Origin of the sequence: Thalassobacillus hwangdonensis (assembly GCF_042675915.1) — a bacterium.
Classification (GTDB): domain Bacteria; phylum Bacillota; class Bacilli; order Bacillales; family Halobacillaceae; genus Thalassobacillus_A; species Thalassobacillus_A hwangdonensis.
The window spans coordinates 372,933-391,738 of the sequence record NZ_JBHTKL010000005.1 but is presented as its reverse complement, the minus strand read 5'-3'; the positions used below and the strand labels follow the sequence as shown (position 1 = coordinate 391,738).

At 44.7% G+C, this 18,806-nt stretch carries 19 protein-coding genes; 4 read left to right on the top strand and 15 right to left on the bottom strand.

The genetic code is table 11. The features are described 5' to 3' along the window. Positions 1 to 6 precede the first annotated feature (6 nt). Complete coding sequence (locus ACFQ2J_RS11445; RefSeq protein ID WP_386060262.1) at positions 7 to 969, bottom strand: bile acid:sodium symporter family protein; 963 nt, start codon at positions 967 to 969, stop codon at positions 7 to 9. A 78-nt stretch (positions 970 to 1,047) separates the two neighbouring features. Further along, a complete protein-coding gene (locus ACFQ2J_RS11440) occupies positions 1,048 to 1,758 on the bottom strand; it encodes a DNA alkylation repair protein (RefSeq protein WP_386062472.1) in 711 nt (236 codons plus the stop codon). 163 nt (positions 1,759 to 1,921) lie between these two features. On the opposite strand from ACFQ2J_RS11440, the gene ACFQ2J_RS11435 reads away from it, so the two are divergent. Then, on the top strand, positions 1,922 to 3,301 hold the full coding sequence (locus ACFQ2J_RS11435; protein WP_386060260.1) for a Glu/Leu/Phe/Val family dehydrogenase: 1,380 nt from the start codon (positions 1,922 to 1,924) through the stop codon (positions 3,299 to 3,301). 95 nt (positions 3,302 to 3,396) lie between these two features. Here the strand turns inward: ACFQ2J_RS11435 and ACFQ2J_RS11430 are convergent, their stop codons facing one another. The 5 genes from ACFQ2J_RS11430 to ACFQ2J_RS11410 all read right to left on the bottom strand — a co-directional run bounded on the left by ACFQ2J_RS11430 (position 3,397) and on the right by ACFQ2J_RS11410 (position 7,420). After that, positions 3,397 to 4,506, bottom strand: a complete 1,110-nt coding sequence (locus ACFQ2J_RS11430; RefSeq protein ID WP_386060257.1) for a D-alanyl-D-alanine carboxypeptidase family protein — start codon at positions 4,504 to 4,506, stop codon at positions 3,397 to 3,399. A 172-nt stretch (positions 4,507 to 4,678) separates the two neighbouring features. Then, entirely contained in the window at positions 4,679 to 5,764 is a 1,086-nt protein-coding gene (locus tag ACFQ2J_RS11425) for a hypothetical protein (RefSeq protein ID WP_386060254.1), read from the bottom strand. Between the two features lie 202 nt (positions 5,765 to 5,966). Then, positions 5,967 to 6,464: a hypothetical protein gene (locus ACFQ2J_RS11420; protein WP_386060251.1), complete on the bottom strand. Its 498-nt coding sequence runs from the start codon at positions 6,462 to 6,464 to the stop codon at positions 5,967 to 5,969. A gap of 32 nt (positions 6,465 to 6,496) precedes the next feature. After that, on the bottom strand, positions 6,497 to 6,967 hold the full coding sequence (locus ACFQ2J_RS11415; RefSeq protein ID WP_386060249.1) for a DUF948 domain-containing protein: 471 nt from the start codon (positions 6,965 to 6,967) through the stop codon (positions 6,497 to 6,499). Positions 6,968 to 6,994: 27 nt separating this feature from the next. Beyond that, complete coding sequence (locus tag ACFQ2J_RS11410; RefSeq protein ID WP_386060246.1) at positions 6,995 to 7,420, bottom strand: DUF948 domain-containing protein; 426 nt, start codon at positions 7,418 to 7,420, stop codon at positions 6,995 to 6,997. 136 nt (positions 7,421 to 7,556) lie between these two features. Here ACFQ2J_RS11410 and ACFQ2J_RS11405 point away from each other — a divergent pair, with 136 nt between their 5' ends. Continuing rightward, positions 7,557 to 8,375: a YihY/virulence factor BrkB family protein gene (locus tag ACFQ2J_RS11405; protein ID WP_386060243.1), complete on the top strand. Its 819-nt coding sequence runs from the start codon at positions 7,557 to 7,559 to the stop codon at positions 8,373 to 8,375. Between the two features lie 46 nt (positions 8,376 to 8,421). Here ACFQ2J_RS11405 and ACFQ2J_RS11400 read toward each other — a convergent pair whose 3' ends face one another. The 4 genes from ACFQ2J_RS11400 to ACFQ2J_RS11385 all read right to left on the bottom strand — a co-directional run bounded on the left by ACFQ2J_RS11400 (position 8,422) and on the right by ACFQ2J_RS11385 (position 11,681). Continuing rightward, positions 8,422 to 8,805, bottom strand: a complete 384-nt coding sequence (locus ACFQ2J_RS11400) for a hypothetical protein (RefSeq protein ID WP_386060240.1) — start codon at positions 8,803 to 8,805, stop codon at positions 8,422 to 8,424. 84 nt (positions 8,806 to 8,889) lie between these two features. Next, entirely contained in the window at positions 8,890 to 10,401 is a 1,512-nt protein-coding gene (locus ACFQ2J_RS11395; protein ID WP_386060237.1) for a BCCT family transporter, read from the bottom strand. Between the two features lie 304 nt (positions 10,402 to 10,705). After that, positions 10,706 to 11,194: a hypothetical protein gene (locus tag ACFQ2J_RS11390; RefSeq protein ID WP_386060234.1), complete on the bottom strand. Its 489-nt coding sequence runs from the start codon at positions 11,192 to 11,194 to the stop codon at positions 10,706 to 10,708. After that, entirely contained in the window at positions 11,184 to 11,681 is a 498-nt protein-coding gene (locus ACFQ2J_RS11385) for an RNA polymerase sigma factor (protein WP_386060231.1), read from the bottom strand. The genes ACFQ2J_RS11390 and ACFQ2J_RS11385 overlap by 11 nt, the downstream gene beginning before the upstream one ends. A gap of 212 nt (positions 11,682 to 11,893) precedes the next feature. On the opposite strand from ACFQ2J_RS11385, the gene ACFQ2J_RS11380 reads away from it, so the two are divergent. Further along, complete coding sequence (locus tag ACFQ2J_RS11380) at positions 11,894 to 14,050, top strand: FUSC family protein (RefSeq protein WP_386060228.1); 2,157 nt, start codon at positions 11,894 to 11,896, stop codon at positions 14,048 to 14,050. 35 nt (positions 14,051 to 14,085) lie between these two features. Here the strand turns inward: ACFQ2J_RS11380 and arsC are convergent, their stop codons facing one another. The 3 genes from arsC to ACFQ2J_RS11365 are packed head-to-tail and all read right to left on the bottom strand — an operon-like array spanning position 14,086 to position 16,187. After that, the gene (arsC, locus tag ACFQ2J_RS11375) at positions 14,086 to 14,508 is read right to left on the bottom strand and encodes an arsenate reductase (thioredoxin) (RefSeq protein WP_386060225.1); all 423 of its coding nucleotides are present in this window, start codon (positions 14,506 to 14,508) and stop codon (positions 14,086 to 14,088) included. Between the two features lie 28 nt (positions 14,509 to 14,536). Continuing rightward, on the bottom strand, positions 14,537 to 15,832 hold the full coding sequence (locus ACFQ2J_RS11370) for an arsenic transporter (protein WP_386060222.1): 1,296 nt from the start codon (positions 15,830 to 15,832) through the stop codon (positions 14,537 to 14,539). Positions 15,833 to 15,842: 10 nt separating this feature from the next. Continuing rightward, a complete protein-coding gene (locus ACFQ2J_RS11365) occupies positions 15,843 to 16,187 on the bottom strand; it encodes an ArsR/SmtB family transcription factor (RefSeq protein WP_386060219.1) in 345 nt (114 codons plus the stop codon). A 169-nt stretch (positions 16,188 to 16,356) separates the two neighbouring features. Here ACFQ2J_RS11365 and ACFQ2J_RS11360 point away from each other — a divergent pair, with 169 nt between their 5' ends. Continuing rightward, positions 16,357 to 17,439 carry a diguanylate cyclase gene (locus tag ACFQ2J_RS11360; protein WP_386060216.1) on the top strand — a complete coding sequence of 361 codons (1,083 nt, stop codon included), beginning with the start codon at positions 16,357 to 16,359 and terminating at the stop codon, positions 17,437 to 17,439. Positions 17,440 to 17,480: 41 nt separating this feature from the next. On the opposite strand, the gene ACFQ2J_RS11355 is transcribed toward ACFQ2J_RS11360, so the two are convergent. Beyond that, entirely contained in the window at positions 17,481 to 18,728 is a 1,248-nt protein-coding gene (locus tag ACFQ2J_RS11355; RefSeq protein WP_386060213.1) for a VWA domain-containing protein, read from the bottom strand. Positions 18,729 to 18,806 lie beyond the last annotated feature (78 nt).

Sequence of the window (18,806 nt, the reverse complement as noted above, 5' to 3'; positions counted from 1 at the left end):
TATGTTTTAAACAATGACACTTCCTTCTCCCTTGTTCCTGTACATACGGTCGAGCAACCCGCCTGTGGTGGATGCAATCACTTGTTGAAACAGCATTCCGACTATGACTGGAAGTGCCGCAGCATCAGGAAAATACGTAATCGCAATGACAGCTCCTGCGCTGATGTTGCGCATTCCACTGTTGAACGTAAGGGAAATGATGTTCGCCCGAGACTGTTTCAATACACTCGCCGTCAGCCAGCCCAGGAAATACCCGGATACAGCGATGATGAACACTACCAATGCGACGAGTATCAATTCCAATGATATATTTCTGAAATACGAAGCGACACCTGAACTGTTGATCGAAATGACACCGATGATGGCCAGCTTTGCAAACGGCGCTAGCTTTGGCTCTACTGTTACCTTCACTCTACCCTTAGTGAACTGATTCAGACTCATTCCTAGTAGAGATGGGATGACCACCATCCAGAACAATCCTGTCATGATTTCCCATCCGTCCATCTGTATACTGTTCCCTACGAAAGCCTGGAGGATCAATGGTACTAGTAATGGTGACAGCAACGTATCAAGAAGGATGATTGATAGCGTCAATACAACATTCCCTCTGTAGATTGAAACCCAGATCAGACTCGTTATTCCTGTAGGTATGATGAATGCAAGTATCAGTCCAGTGATGAGATATGGGTCATCGCTGAAAAAAACATTTCCGACACCTAGACTGATGATAGGCATGATCAGATGCAACAGCACCAGACAAATTAATAAAGGCACCGGATGCTTGATCACATGCCTCACATCAGTAAAGTTCGACCCGAGACTTCCAGCAAACGTCATGAAAGCAAAGATCCATGGCACTAAATACTGAAAAGATTCCAGCCATCCAGCAAAAACAACTCCGAGAATGACGGATACCGGCGTTATGAAAGGCATCATTTTTTGCAATAATCGATTGAAAGAGTGTAACATATGCCGCTCCTTGAGATACGTCATTTAATGATCATTATACATGACATGCTCAGAGAACAAGCGAAAATCATCTCACCCTCAACAGACACACTTCTTACGCTTTTTACCTACCCCATTCTTTTGTTCGACCTTTTCAATATATTGAGGTGCATATGGCACTTTACAAGCTGTGTCTCCTACATTTACATGGACTTTTCCAACTGCCTCCGCTACGCGTTTCGCCTCACCCAGCAACGGTTCATAATACGCCCCTACAGCGATGACAAATCCATTCATTGTATAGCGGACCCGATTCGCCGATTGATGGATGGTCTTCTCGATTTTTGAAAGCAGTTCTTTAATTTCTTCATAAGATATTTCCTCATCCGGAGTAATCGACAAGTAGTTGGCATAGGTGCTCCAACCAGCCGATGCTATCTTCTCCCTGTCTGAAGCGATCCACTCCCTCGCCAGCTCAAGCGCATACCTCGATTCTGCGGCCACTTGTGCCACCGTGTACTCGCTCAGCATGTACCAGTTCGCCTGTTCAACCCATTCTCTAAGCTGCTCCTTCGACAATGAATCAGGCGTCACACTCAACCCTGCGAGATACATAGCATCACTATTACCAGAGGCATAAAGCTTCAACACAAGCTCCTGATCTTTCTTCACTTTTTTGACCAGATGCTTTTTCAAGTCGCCAATTTTCACTCCGTAAAACGGTTCCTTGGCACCATGCCTCATTAACGTTTTCTTTGTTTGCTCTGATCCAAGGGACTCGAGCTGCGTCATTATCTCATCATAAGTAATCATCGGGCACCTCCATAAATTATTTCTATTTCACTTAATTCTAAGAAAATAGGAAAATTCCTCTTTCCTTACATTCCTATGATTACAAAGTCCCTCTTTAGGGGAAGAGTATCAATAGACGATCTTGGTTGGTCGAAATCATTGGGAAGGAGTATTTACATTTATGAATATGGAAATGAAGGGAATTATTAATGAATCATTGCAGGCATTGAACGACGATGAATCCTATTTACCCGATATGCAAGGGGATGACAGGGAGAAGGCTTTCAAATCACTTGAGTCCATCCTTTCCACCCCAAACAACATCAGCAAATCCTTTCTAAGGGTGCCACTTGAAAATGGAAGAGTGGTACGGATCCCAGCCTTCAGGGTGCAGCATAACAATACACTCGGACCTTATAAAGGTGGTATCCGGTTCCATGAAAGTGTAAATGAAGACGAAGTATCGAAACTCGCAGAGCTGATGACTTTGAAGAACTCCTTGCACGAAGTACCGTTCGGAGGCGGTAAAGGTGGCGTCATCATCGATCCTCGCGAATACACCGTTAAAGAACTGAATCTGATCTGTAAGAAATATGTGCAGTATTTCAGTGATATTATTGGACCGGATAAAGATATCCCTGCACCTGATATGGGTACTGGTGAACGGGAAATGGATTGGATGATGGCGGAATTCAAATCCATCCACCCTGGACATGCGTACCGTGGAAGCTTCACAGGTAAAAGCATATTGAACGGAGGTTCTCTGGGACGTCGTGAAGCTACTGGTAAGGGGGTTTACTTCTCTTTCCGATACATGATGCATGATTTCCTAAAAGAGAATAAGAAATGGTTCCGTGAAAACGAAAACCGCTTTGCCCAGACCGCACTGGATCATCTGGATAAACCATTCGACATCGCTGTCCAAGGTTTCGGTAATGTCGGTTCAGTCGCTGCATTGGAGGCATTTCAGTGCGACCACTTGCAAAACCGGGTGGTGGCGGTTAGTGACCGGAATGTTTGCCTCTATAATTCAGACGGCCTTGATATCCCAGCACTCATAAAGTACACAGAGGACCATGATGGCGCGCTTCCGACCGAAGAAGGACAATTAGATGATCAAGGAATCAAAGCGATCATCAAAGACCGTGATGAACTTCTGACGTTGGAAGTAGATACCTTGATTCTCGCAGCATTGGAAGACCAGATTCATGAGGACAATGTTGAGGAGATCAAAGCGAACATCATCGTCGAAGGTGCGAACGGTCCAATAACGGAACAGGCGGACGAATACCTTGCTGACCGAGGAGTCGTCATCATCCCCGATATCCTGGCAAACGCCGGTGGTGTAATTGTTTCCTATTTCGAATGGATGCAGGGACGTGAAACGCAATTCTATGAAGAAGAGGAGATCTATAAGCTGCTATTCAAAAAAATGCAGCATACGATGGATACCATCCTTCCGCAATTCTTCGGGGATCCGTTCCCATTGAGACAGAACTGCTACATTCATGCTGTTGGAAAGCTCTCCGAAGTATTGTATCGACAAGGAAAACTTTATTGATCAAGCTAATGCTCAGGCGTGCAGCCTGAGCATTTTTTGTATAGAGAGCAGTCTAAAATATAAACAAAGACACGGGTGATTTCCCCGTGTCTTTGTTAAAATAACCCACCAATCCATCCGAAGATATTTTGGAAGAACCCTTTTTCCTCTTCATCTACTGATTCACTATTCACTTCTACAGCAGCAGGCGATTCGATTTTTTCGGCTGCCTGCAATGCGAGCTGTGTCGTCCCCCGTATTTCGCCATCTGATTCTACTATGAGCTGCCCCCAAGGGGAAACATCTGTTGTTACAGATGAGTCTTTCGGTTTTGTATAGTAAAAGTCTTCATATGCTTTAAATTCTTTTCCATTGTGGTTGAATTTTGTATCTTTCGCCACTTTGCCTTTTTCGAAGTTGTCATAGCCATAATCGAAAAGAGTGGTCGTTTCCCGATATGCTCGTTCAAAGCCCTGGACTTTCATGACGACTGCGATCAGTTCCATTCCGTTTCGTTCAGCACTGGAAACAAGCGTATGTCCAGACTTGGTCGTCCAACCGTTTTTGACACCTGTCGCGCCTTCATAACGCCAAAGAATTTTATTGTGGTTGATCAGCGTCGTATCCCAGCTTTCTCCGACCCATGGAAGTTCTTTCGTTCCGACGATTTCACGAAAGATCGGGTTGTTCATCGCATAGCGTGTGATTTCCGCCATATCAGCAGCTGTCGTATAATGATCATCATCCGGAAGACCGTGCGGATTTTTGAAGTTGGAGTCATACACCCCTACCTTTTCTTTAACAAACGCATTCATTCGATGTGAGAATGCGGCCACACTTCCATCCATATGTTCAGCAATCGCCACTGCCGCATCATTCCCCGAATTGATCATCAACCCTTGGACAAGCTTCTTCAGTGGTACTTGTTCCCCTTCAATCAGATAAACAGACGTACCATCAGCCTGAGCAGCATTTTCACTTATGGTGACTGTATCATCAAGGTTACCTTCTTCAATCGCAATGATTCCTGTGATGATCTTCGTGATACTGGCAGGGTACATACGCTTATCCGAATTTTCGCCATAGAGGATATCCCCAGAGTCGGACTCCATCAGAACGGCTGTCTCACTTTGCAGGTTGAGATTATCCGAAGCTGCGAATCCGTTCGTCGGGAGGAGTATTGTAAAAAGAATGGCTGATATGAGGGAAATAATACGCCTGTTCATGTGTGCCGCCTCCAAATGATAGTTTAATGCCTAGTAATCTTCTCTGTATAAACTCTCTCCATAATATACCCTAATCTATCAAACTTTTAAAAGGAAGATACAGGGAATATGGCGACATTTGAAGGATTGTAATGAAAATTTAATCGAATCTACACGAAAAAGAAAACTCCCCTTACTCAGGAGAGATTTTCTGGTTGATTGACTCATTAAATTTTTGAGGATCATCCATTTTCAAATAGATGCGATCGACCGTTTTCTTGATGCCGAAAATTTGGTGCACCTTTACCGAGTCTTTCAGTTCCAGGACATATGGTATAGGGTCTTTTTCAAGCCCATGCAAAGCAAGCGCGATCGATTGTTTGTCTTTTCCTACTTCCTCTGGTGTTTGACTATTCTGTTCGACTCCTCTGACCATTTCCCAGGGAATAAAACCATAAACACGGATCCCCTTTTGGAAATGGACTCCGGATTCGTCAAGTACCACAGGAGATAAACGAATTGCCTGGTAATCCGAAATGATGAACAGCAACGTGTAGATATCAAGAGCAGTGATCACCCACGCTGCTACGTGGCTGTATTGAGCAACCATAACGTGAACGGCGATAATTTCAAGTACCATCGCATGTACGAGCATCAGGAATACAGCCTGATACCCACCATCTTTATGAAAAGTGAATGCATTCGCTCCAACAGGGGGCTTCTTTTTCCAACTGAACAGACTGTAATAGATGGCAGCTATATCTGTTGCAAGAATCCTTAATGTGAGCTGGAATTTATTCAGCCTTGGGTTGCTGAATGTAAATGTACGCTGGATTGCTTTGGAGAAGCTCAATAGGAAATGGTGATGGTCGGCCTTATCCTGTTTGTAATTCTTTATCAAAGTAGGGAATCGCTTAACAATTGCAATGAACAGGACTAATTCCAGAAAGATGACGCCCGCTTCAAGAACGATGACAGAATGATTGAAATAAGATAGATAAGCATCGGCACCGCCCGGAATCATCCAGTTGGCCAGGATGAGCCCCCAGAAGATGAGTGCGCAAAGAAGGAGCCAGGACATGCGCTTTCGGAATCCGAAGAAGTAGATGAGCAGTGGGAGTATGATCGTGAGGTCAATCGCTGTAGCTAAACCGATGCGGTCATCAATTGGTCCAGCTAGCTGCATCCGCATAACAAGGTAATTCGGTACGATAATGAGCAGCAAGAAGAATAAAATCCGCTTCCATGCAATGTGCTGTAAGGAAAAAGTAGCAGTCATCCAACCCCAACCTTCCATGTTTTGTTAATTCTATTATACTGTATTCAATATGGTAATCCCCCCAACAAAATGTGTCCAAAAACGCACAACCCTGCATAAACGATGCATATTCGGGGACAGTCCCTCAGCACAGTAATGTGCTAAAGCGCGCTGACAAAATATAAACCAGCCCTTTTGGGGGGCTGGTTGGTTAGTGTCTAATTTAGTTTACAGGACTGGAAGTGACTTGGTGGGATGTATCGTCATTCGGTTCCCCTACACCACTTGAAGATGGCTTAAGCTCGTCTTTTGCGTCTTTTGCTGTACTTCCTACGCTCTTCAATTCTTCCTTCGCATCTTTGGCAGTAGAAACAGCGTCCTGGGTATCTGCTTTGATGTCTTCTACTTTCTGTCTCAGTTCCTGTCCTTCATTATCGATGACGCTCTGGATTTGTGTAACGACTTCCTTCGTAACTGCAGTGATTTTGCGGATACGTGCCATCAACTTTTCCTTCGACGCCTGTGGGTCCTCTTTTACTTGCGTCGTGTATGTGCTGATCGTATCTTTAGCATTCGATGTAGTGCTCTTTACACTTGAGCGCGTGTTGGAGCTGATCAATGCCAAGGCTCCTCCTACTGCTGCACCTGCGAGCATTGCCAATGGCAGCTTGCTCTTCCCTTTCTGTTGGTTCACTGGCTGGTTTTGTGTTGTCTGTTCCATGATCATTTCCCCTTTCGGTTAATTCGTATGTTCTACTTTTCCACTCGTGGTTCAGTAGCAGCCGCTTTTTGTGGAAGCAGCTCCTTCAACGCTTTTTTACGTTGCGAGAGGAAATAAGTGAAAGCAATCGCTCCCGTCAGACCACTGAGCCCTTTTTCGCCGACGACATGTTCCCCATCACTTGTCTTCTTTTTCATCGATTTGGTTGCATCCAACAATGACGAGCTCACTTCCCTGGAAGCCTGCCCCAGGTCACCGATGATGTAAAACAGTGGACTTAGTGCCTGAATCTTATTATTGACATCTCCGAGGGTATCATTGCTTGTATGCAGCACCTCGGAGGTCTGTTTCATAACCTGATCGAGTTGTCCAGGCAACTGGTCGACGGTTTTGTTTACACCATTCAAGACCTTTGCAAGATTATTGAGGGCTTTCGCCAGAAAAATAGAAATAATAATGAACGCGATTCCAATTACCAGTACTCCAATTCCCAAAAAATCCATCTTGATAACCTCTTTTCCTCCTGAATTTTACGAGTTTTGTCTCGTAGACGTATCATTTTTTGCCTTTCCGGCAAGCTGAATGACGGTTTCTCCCCAGCGGATTGCCTGACCGTACGTACTTCCGTGTCTGGCCGTCTGCTCGTGTACGCGGTCAGCGACTCCACGGATCGAATGGCTGACATTCCCAAGCGAGGTGCCGACATGATCCAATGAATCTACCATACTATTCAGTGAATCGCTCTTATGCTGTGCATCTTCCACTAATGCGGTAGACTTCTGGATCAAGTATGTAGATTCTGTCGTGATGCCTTTCATCTGTTCTTCCACATCTTCGAGCGTTTTGGACATGGAGTCCATATTTTTGACCGTCACTTTCAATGTTCTAGCTAAGAATATGACGACAATCGCGAAGCTGATCGCCATAAGAAACACACCAATGGATACGAGTGACATCCTCCACCCCTCCTATCTCCTCTTCTTCTAAATAGTAGTACCACTAATCTCGCAAATTGAAACAGCTTGATAGATTAACCTTACCCAAAAACGGGGATAAGTTCCATATATGTCGTTTCAACAGGAGGTGCATGCGTTGAAAAAATGGATTCAGTACGGAAAGGAATTGCAGCAGGAATTTCAGAAAGATAATGTGCCACTGCTTGGAGCGGCACAGGCTTATTACTACTTATTGGCGATCTTCCCGATGCTCATCCTGATCATCTCTGTACTCCCTTATTTGAATTTTGAAACACAGGAAGTGATGGAGTTTGTAGAGCAGGCGATCCCGGGAGAAACGGCCGATCTTTTTAAAGAAAACATTGTCAGCATAGTCCAAGACCCCAAAGGTGGACTGCTGACTATCGGTATCCTTGGTACATTATGGTCCGCTTCAGGAGGTATCAATGCCTTCATCAAGGCTTCCAATATTGCCTATAACGTGGACGAAGAACGATCCTTCATCAAAGTACGACTGATTTCCATCGCCCTCACATTAGGAATGATTGTGGCGATTGTCGTAGCTTTGGTTCTCCCGGTATTCGGTGATGTATTGATCGAATTCCTTCAGAATACGCTTTACTTACCGGAGCAGACCTTGATCCTTTTCCAAGTGCTTCGTTGGGCAATCGGAATTTTGGTTATGACAGGAGTGTTGATTGCGCTTTACCGTTACGCTCCCTGTAAACATCTGCCGATCAAAGATATTCTTCCCGGTGCTTTGACGACAGCAGTGCTGTGGCAGCTGATTTCTCTGGTGTTTTCATTCTACGTCAGCAATTTCGCTAATTACTCTGCCACCTACGGCAGTCTAGGAGGCATCATCATCCTGATGCTCTGGTTCTTCCTGACCGGTATCATCCTTATGGTCGGAGCAGAGGTCAATGTCATTCATAACCGAAGAAGAAAAGCATAATAAAAAGACGCAGTGGAAAATCCCTTCTTCTGCGTCTTATTGCTGGTTAATTTTCAATTGAAATGTCGATTGTTGCTTCAACTTCACCTTCAGTGATTACCTCTATTTGAGCATCTGATTCACTTACCCACCCAATGCTGAAATCTTCAGGTGTATAGGACCTTGATACATCAAATTCCTCATAAGTTGCAAGGTTCTCACCTGTTTCTCCATAATAAGCTCTCACCTTTGCACGAATCACTTCATTAGCCTCGTTTAAATAGAACGATTCCCTCAACTCGACAATATACGTTTGATTGGGGGATGTGCTCTTTTTAAACGTCATACCGTCCGTTTGTTCCACCTTATCTGGAAACCATTCTGACGGACTGATTGTGCCAAAAAACATAATCGATAATAGTCCTCCAACTACGAGCCCGAACTTCCACACGTACAGTCCCCCCTTTTCAAATAGTGTACCTTTTGCTGCACGAAAAAAGAAGACCTCCCTTCGAGGGAAGCCTCCTTCTTAGTGTCATTCGTCGTGCTTTCTTACTTTTCTTTTCGGTATCGGTTCAAAGCGTATGACTTTCAGGAACGCATACATGAAGATGAACAGAATGACCGTAAACGGTAACGCTGAAACCAGTGATGCAGTCTGAAGCGCATCCAGTCCATTTGCAACAAGTAGGACTGCAGCGATGGCAGCCATCAGGAATCCCCAGACGATTTTAACGAACAACGGCGGTTTCAAACTTCCATTCGTAGTCATACTGCCTAAAATGTAGGTAGCTGAATCTGCAGATGTAACAAGGAACGTAAAGATCAGCAGGATGGATAATAGTGAAAGAATATCGCTCATTGGTAAGTATTGATAGGTTTCGAACAGGGCGACAGTAACATCCTCACTTACAGCTTCAGCAATATTCGTCCCATTCATAAGGTCACTGTGTAATGCAGTGCCGCCAAACGCAGCGATCCATAGACAGGCAATCAACGGAGGTACGACCATAACACCGATAACAAACTCCCTGATCGTCCTTCCTCGGGAAACGCGCGCGACAAACGCACCGACGAAAGGTGACCAGGCAATGACCCATGCCCAGTAGAAAATAGTCCAGTCCCGCACCCACGTACCGCCCTGGTAAGGGGTCAGACGGAAACTGTAGCGGACAAAGTTGGCGATATAATCGCCGATTCCAAGTGTGAATGTGTTCAAAATGAAAATTGTTGGACCAGCAAAGAATACGAAGACCAGTAATACCAGGCAAAGACCCAGGTTTACATTACTTAGCCATTTGATCCCTTTATTCAGCCCGGTACTTGAAGAAGTCAAATAAACGGCGAGCAGCACAGCTGTAATCAACAACTGCACCCAGGTGGCATTCGGAAGTCCGAATACATTTTTCAATCCACCGTTCATCTGCAGGATCCCTAACCCAAGGGACGTTGCAATCCCCATTACAGTCGCAATAACAGCAAGGGAATCGATGGTCGTTTTTACCCCTCTTCGCTTTCCGACAACAGGTTCGACAGCTGTTGAAATCAAACCGTCTTTTTTCTTACGGAATTGAAGGAAAGCAATCAATAGCCCCACAATTGTAAACACGGACCACTGGCTGATTCCCCAGTGGAAGAAGGAGTAGCCCATTGCCACTCGTGCAGCCTCTTCTGTCTGTGCTTCCATTCCTGGGAAAGGTGTAGTGAAGAAGTGACTCATCGGCTCTGCTACACCCCAGAATACAAGGCCCGCACCGAAGCCGGCGGAAAACAGCATGCCGATCCAAGTGAAAAATGGATATTCCGGTTTGGAATCCTGATCGCCCAGACGGATTTTTCCATACTTACTGATCGCCAAACCAATTAAGAAAAATACGAAAATGAAAACAGAAATAAGGTAAAACCACCCGAAGTTGATCGTAGTGAATGAGAATAGTTTTTCAGCAACAACTCTAAACCCTTCAGGATTCATTGCACCGATGACAACTAGGATAAAGATGACGACGGATGAAATGATGAATACAGGATTCTTTAATGGTTTTTTCATTAGCACTACCTCTCTATCAAATTTTTATAGGCAAGATATGTAGGTCTTTGTGAATGCCTATACGTATGTAATCCCCCACCGACGCATTTCTAAACGTGAGTTGCAATGATAGAAGTATTCGCCTATTCAAGGAATTTATGAAAAAGAAAAACCTCCACGGGCTAAGTAGAGGTTCATTCATATTCTTCGTTATAGATGTTGGAACGGCTGATTTTATGGAGGGCATACAGTGCAATCTGAAACGATTAGGGTAAGGAGGACGATGCAGGCCCATCCATTCAATAATAGGAGGTGACAAGGATGTTTATTCAGCAAATCTAAGGAGAACCGTGTCATAGGTGAATAACAGAATAACGTCCAAGATGAATAGAAAAGCGATATACCTTTTCTTTACAAGGAATAGGGAAATGGCATTTGCAGCTATGGCCAATGGTAAATAAAATAACACCATATTAGCTCGCACACCTTCATCCAATAACCCTAGAGGTGCCTCTGTAGTTGTATTCAATTGGAAGAACTCCTTGGCAATCAATCCTAAGACGATGATTTTAAATAGGAGAATGAAGAAGAACCCTGATCGTTTCAACCAGATCAGCTTTGTGAATGGACGACCATTTATGTGATCAGATGATCGATCTTCGTCCTCTTCATCTGAAAGTGAATCAAATGAAGCTTTACATACCGGACATTCTTCCAGGTGTCGTTCCACCACTTTTTTTGCATCTTCGCTCAAGTCCTCATAGATAGGTAAAACCTCTTCACATAGTAGATGTATATCCTTATTAACCATCATTCTTCCCCCTCCTTTCTTTCAGGCGCTTCTTAGTTCTATGTATTCTAATTTTAATTGCAGCGGGAGATTTGTCTGCCAGTTGTCCAATCTCTGCATAAGTAAGTCCGTAATAGTACTTTGCAATCACATACTCGCGGTCTTCTTTATTCAATTGCTTAAGCAGCTTTTCGACCTCTTCATTCACTTGGACGGACTCTTCTACAAAACTATCATGTTTCAATTCGTGAAAGAATCGATCATTGCTCAACAGCACTTCTTTTTTCTTTCGAGTGTGATCGATGAACTTGTACTTGGCCGCCTGAATGAACCATGCTTCTATATTTTTAATCCCGGAAAAGACTTCAGGTTTTTTCAAGATGCTTAAGAAGACATCTTGAATGAGATCGTCAATCAACAGCCGGTCTTTTGTCAGTTTGAACAAAAACCCAGCCATTGCAGGGTAGTGCTCCCGATATGCTTTCTCCAGCTTTTTCAAAGGATTTGCCAATGCGTCTCCCACCTCCCTTATAAGTAGAACGAATACCTATAGCATAAAGTTACTAGAAATTTTTACATAACACTACTAACAAAACCCTTGCATCTATTGAACAAAATTATAAAGATGGAGCTGTTTCATGAGGTGCGACCTTCTCAAATAGTTGTCTCAAACATATCGGCACAGTAAAATATATAGAATACATATCGGAAGGGGGAGAGGCAATGAAAGAACAACTCTATAAGCGGTACTGGCTTGGACGATTATTCGCCTCTGACCCAGGGCAAAAAAGGCTATCACAGGCCGGCAAAGCCACCCTCAGCCTCATATCGTCCGTTTTCGCGGTCCTGCTTCTGCTTCAGGATGCTGCGCTCACACCTGCAATCGTCTCAGGTATGACAGCGATGCTATCAATCATGGCAGTGATGGATGATACGAAAAAAGAAAAACAGGTGACCACCCTGCTCATGGGAATTTCAGCTGCCTGCGGGGTCACTGTTGGCTCATTACTTGCATCCAGTGCGTATCTCGTATCATCAGCGATGGTTGTCATCATTTTCAGCGCGTTTTACTTCACAAGATTCGGAAGCAGATATTTTTCGCTCGGAATGATCGGGTTCATGACGGTATATATTTCTTCCTTTTTAAAACTCTCCCCAGCACAATTTCCATTGTTCTATCTCGGAATCGCCATCGGTGTCACCTTTGCGTTCATCTATAACTTCATTATTTTCAAAGATTCCGCAGAGATGCTGCGAAGAGGAATGCGCTCATTTCATATTCAGGGGAATTTGACCTTCCAGATTCTACTCGAGATGATCAACGATCCGGAAATCGATGAAGGACGGAAGCGGAAGCTTGATTACAACGTCAGCAAACTGAAGGAATATGCAAGCAATGTAGCAACAGACCTTAACAGTCATGATGTCAGGGAAGTCTGGCCAGGATTGTCCACCGGGCAGCTGCGCCTATATGTTTTTGATACATCGATGCTGGTAGAAACACTTGCCGATTCCCTTGAGCAGCTAAAAAGAGACGAGGCATTCAAGGCGGATGAAATTCGTCAGTTGATCATCCATACGATCACAGCGCTTCGGAATGCCAAAGTGCTGGCGCCTGAATACGAGAAAGAAAACTTATCGGCTGCAAGGGACGCAATTGCTGAACTGAATAAGATGATCACAGAGCAGTACAAGCAGGATAAAGAAGAAGATGGCCATATCTATCTGCTACGCAGAATTGAATCGATCGCAGAACATGTCACCTATGGGGCACTGGCAATCCAGCAGTCGCTCCAATCCAGAAATGCGATTTCTGTTAAAGAGGAAAATGAAGAAGATGCGGACAACGAAGAAGAGGAAGAAAGTTCGGAAATGAAACCATCGACGAAAAAGGCATTCCAGGCTTTGATTGCTGGTGCGATTTCCGTAGTTGTCGGGCATATCATCTCCCCAATCCAGCCCTACTGGGTGATCCTGACCACTTTCATCGTCCTTTTAGGAACGGAATCCGTCGGGCATACGTATCGGAAGGGATTTCAGCGCTCGATCGGTACTGTTGCAGGAGCAATCATCGGATTCGGACTGGCCAAACTGGTTTCCGGCCAACCAACGCTCGAAGTTACATTGATTTTCATCGTTATTTTCTCTGCTTTCTATATGCTGGCTGTTTCCTACACGATCATGAGTGTGTTCATCACGATCCTGATTGCTTTCATGTATGATTTGATTCTAGGTGGAATCAGCTTTGAGCTGCTTGGTGCACGGGTCATCGACACAATTGCTGGCGCGATCATAGCGCTGCTAGTCTCTGCAGTCATCTTCCCTACCAGGACAAGGGATAAAGTGACAGAAGCATTCACGTCTTATTTGGAAGAACTGGAGGCTTATGTCGTCACCTATATGGAAAGCTTCCGTGAATCCAAAGGAATCAAAGAACTAGCGTATAACGCATTTGAGCTGGACGATAAGGTGCAGGCGATCAAGGATCAATCGCAACCGCTATTGAATCGCCCTGGCATCTTCAAACATATGGAACTCCCTAAGTGGATTACCATTTTTACAGCGATCAATTATTATGCGAAACACCTTGTCGCATCTCCTTATCAAAAGCATTTCAACTATCCGGAAGAGCTGGATGGTGTGTTCGGCAGCATCGAAGAGAAGTTCAAACATAACATCCACCTGCTTATCAAAAAGATGCAAGGGGTTGTAACAGAAGAAACCCTTTATGATTTGAACGCAGAACGGGAACAAGTGGAACGGTATAATCCTGAAGGCGGCAGACTGCAAGGTGACCTGATCCACCACCTCTACTATGTATGGAAAATCAATCAATCCTTACTTGCTCTCAACAACAGACTTCATAAAGCAAAAAAATAAGGCTGGCACCTTCAATGAGGTGTCAGCCTTGTTTCTTATTCTCCTGTTTCTGCAAACGTTTGGATACGATCACGGATCTGGTCGCGGACTCGCTGGAATACCGCCCACTTATCTTCCTCCGTGCCTTCCGCTTTTGCCGGGTCATCAAAGCCCCAGTGATAACGTTCGACATGCGGCGGGGTCATCGGACACTTATCATTCGCATCCCCACACAATGTGATTGCGTATGCTGCATTGTTCAGAATATCCGAATCGATGATATCTGAAGTCTGATCAGTGATATCGATATCCGCTTCGTGCATTGCTTTGACTGCTTTAGGGTTAAGTCCGTGCGCCTCAATTCCTGCAGAACGCACATCGAATTTATCGCCTAGATATTTTTTTCCGAATCCTTCTGCCATTTGGCTGCGGCAAGAGTTTCCTGTACATAGAAAATAAATGACTGGTTTGTTAGACATAAGACATTCTCCTTTTTGATTGTTTTTCTTAGATGATCAAGAGCCAGATATACAGGCCGGTTAACGTGATGAAAAGTGTTGGAACAGTAAGGATGATACCTACCTTGAAGTAGTAGCCCCAGGAAATTTTCACACCTTTAGTCGCTAACACATGCAGCCATAATAACGTTGCAAGTGAGCCGATTGGTGTGATTTTCGGTCCTAGATCGGAACCGATGACATTGGCATAAATCAACGCTTCTCGCATTGAACCAGACGTATTCGTTTCAGCAATAGCAAGCGCATCAATCATTACCGTTGGCATATTGTTCATGATCGATGACAGGATCGCTGCAATAAAGCCCATCGAAATCGTCGCAACGAACATTCCTTGATCCGCTGTGTACTGGATGACTGTTGCCAGCACATCCGTCAAGCCGACATTACGCAGACCGTAAACGACGACATACATTCCGATGGAGAAAAATACGATTGCCCAAGGTGCTCCTTTTACAACAGTGGCTGTCTCGACAGCGGCACTTCTTCTCGCCATCATAAGGAAGAAGATCGCGACGATACCAGCAATGAATGACACTGGAATTCCTAACGGCTCACTGGCAAAATAGCCTACAAGAAGAACGGCAAGCACGGCCCAGGATAAGCGGAACATCTTATGGTCACGTATCGCTTCCGCTGGCTTTTTCAATTGGCTCAAATCATAATCGGACGGAATGCTCTTCCGGAAGAACAAGTAAAGCACGAGCATGCTCGCCCCTAATGAAAAGAAGTTCGGGATGATCATCCGGGAAGCATATTCTGCAAACCCGATACCGAAATAGTCGGCTGATACGATGTTGACAAGGTTACTGACGACAAGCGGCAGCGAGGTCGTATCCGCGATGAATCCACTCGCCATGATGAACGGCAGGATCATCGCCTCTTTGAAGTTGAGGTTACGGACCATCGCAAGGACAATCGGCGTCAGGATCAATGCTGCTCCATCGTTGGCAAAAAGAGCTGCCACAACTGCACCTAACAGAGTTACATATACGAACATGAGCTTCCCGTTTCCTTTAGCCACTCGCGCCATGTGCAGTGCAGCCCATTCAAAGAAGCCGATTTCATCGAGAATTAACGATATGATGATGATGGCAATGAATGCTAATGTGGCGTTCCAAACAATGCCGGTAACGTCCCAGACATCCTGCAGATCGACGACACCGAACAACAGTGCAATGATCGCTCCTCCACATGCGGACCAGCCGATGCCAAGGTTTTTCGGCTGCCAGATGACAAGCACGAGTGTAAAAATGAAAATGATACTGGCTATGATTGCTTCGTTCACTTCAATCCCCCTAGTCGCACTGGATACGCAGTCCTGCTTTCTCCAATGCATGTAGTTTCTCTTTTTGATCTGGTATTTGTTCTAGTATTTGTTGAATGATCGGATACGTTTCATGAGATCGATTCAATGCATAGAATATCCACTGTCCATTACGTCGTTCCTTGACGATGCCGGCATCACGCAGCTTCCTTAAATGCTGGCTGACAGCAGGCTGACTCATCTTAAGTACTTCTACAAACTCACAGACACAGCATTCGCTGTCTTTTAAAAGCCCGATGATTGTCAGGCGCGTTTTATCTCCGAGCAATTTCAATGTACGTGCAGCAAATTCCAATTCGACGATTGTCTTTTCCATACACTCACCTCTCCGCTGAATAGTATATAAGCATATGCTTATATACGCAACATTAAAGTTTTTCCATTTATTTCATATTATTTACCATCATACTTTTATACTAAATGAATACCGTGATATAATACCTATATCAGCTTGACCATAGATCCTACGGAGAGAAGGTTGTGTTATGGTAAGTGATCTGGTCATAAACGTTTCTCTGTTGATGTCGTTTACATTTGTGTGGCATCAGCTGTTCCGCAATAACCGGCTGACATTTTCCACTGCATGGACGATCAAGGTGGTGGACGGGGTGATAGCCGGGCTTCTCGGAATTATACTGATGCATTACAGCATCGCCGTCAACGACATAACTATTCTTGATTTAAGACATATACCAGTCATCCTCGTCGCTTATTACGGTGGTTTCTTCCCTGCATTTGTCGCATCGCTTGTAATCGTAGGGGGACGCTTTTTCATTGATGTGAACTTTTCCTCTTATGTGGCGTTATTCATGATGCTTGCTATCGCCATAGGGGCTGGATGGATTACACATGGGGTCAAAGCCGGGATGTGGAGAAAATGGACGTACCTCTTAATTTACAGCCAAGCCGTCTTTTCACTGGCACTTTATATCGTTGTCGATTCGTACAGTAACGTACTGGACTATGCTTTCTATCATGTCATCAGTACATTTATCGGTGGATACCTCACCCTTTACTTTGTGGAATATATCAGGGGGAACAGCGAACGCTATTTAGAATATAAAAAGAATGCGCTGAAGGATTCACTTACAGGCCTTTATAATGTCCGCGCATTCGACCAGTACTACAATGAAATGATCAAAGAAACGAAAGAAACAGCAGGCACATGCGGATTCTTCCTGCTTGATATCGACTATTTCAAAAATATCAATGATACACACGGGCATACGGCGGGGGATGAAATGCTGAAGCAATTCGCCCAAGTGGTTCAAAGGACATTAAGAGCAGGAGATAAGCTTTGTCGTAATGGAGGCGAAGAGTTTTCAGTGCTGCTGTATGATTGCGAAGCAGATCATGTGGAGGAGATTGCAAACCGTATCCGCCGTAAAGTGGAAGCCCATCCGTTCCGCTTACCAGATGGGAAGAAAATAAACTTCACGGTATCAATTGGTGTAGCAACATTCAACGGCCAGCCGGAAAGCAAAGACGACCTTTTCCAGCAGGCGGATGACGCATTATACAACGCTAAACAAAATGGCAGAAACCTCGTTTATACATCAACAGGATAACAACGACCCTGAGAAGTAAGTACTTCTCAGGGTCATGTTTTTTATTTCCTGCGACGCTTCATCTGACGATATTTCTCGGCGTGGAGTGCTTTTCTCGTGTGCTTGGTGAATTCGAAATGTTCAAGCTGGTCGAGCATTGTGGCAGATTCCTTCAGTATTTCTTCATCTCCAGTCTCTTCTGCGTAGCTCTGCAAGTGTTGGGCATTGGCGTAAAGGAGGTCCTTACCTTCCTCCAGATTCCCTTCATCGAATAGCTGAAGTGCCTGTTCAAGCTTCTGCGCTGACTGCGTGATTTCCACTTGTTTATCAACGGCTGTGCTGCTAGCCTCCGATAATTTTTCAAGGTCATTTGTAAAGGTGAACGGCACCTGATAGCTACAGGAGTACTCTTTCACCCCATCTGTCACATCTACGAACGACCATTCCACATCAAACATTGGCCTCGTACCTGGATCGCCTGCAGGCAGGGCACATTCGATCAGCACTGACTTCGTCTCTTTCGAAAATATATCCCCAAGGCTGACACGGACACCATCTTCCTCATGTTTCTCCTGATAGCCGAAGACGTTGTGAATCTCCGCCCCTTTCTTCGGTTTGATCGTAAGTGTGATATTCTGCGCGACAACCGAAAGCAGTCCTTCCAGCTCTTTCGCGAAGATGTCCGGAATTTCTTCCACTTTATCGATAAAGTAGAAATTGCCTTTGCCAGCGTCTGCGATCCCTTCCATCAGTTCTTCATCGAAATGATCGCTGACACCCATCGTAGTGATCACTGTGCCAGCAGCATGATAATCTTCCGCTACTTTTTTCAGTTTCTCAGGATCTGTGATTCCGGCGTTTGCCATGCCGTCTGATAATAACAGTACACGGTTCACATGGTCTTTCCCCTTCTGATTCACTACATGCTGGCACCCTTGGATCAGACCACCACTCAGGTTGGTAATTCCTCGCGTTTCAATTCCTTCGATAAGATGCTTCAAGTGATCTTTATGCGTCACAGGCTGTGGTGGAAAAACCGTGTCGATCGAGTCATCGAAAATGACCATGCTCATCCTATCCTGCTCAGAAAGCTGGGTGACGACAAATTTACTCGCTTCTTTACAATACTCCAGAGGGGATCCGGACATCGAGCCACTCCGGTCCAGGACAAGGGAAAGATTGATCGGGGCGCGATTCGTACTGTTCATCTCCTTTGCATTTAATTCAAGCAGTAAATAAACAGATGCTTTACCTGATGTAGGGACGTAGGGGGACTGGTGCGCGTGGGACAATGTTACGTTTTTACTCATGTAGACCACTCCTGTTCAAAGTTTTTCAATCTACTCCCACTATATCAGCGTATTTTCATTGACCCTTACAAAATAACG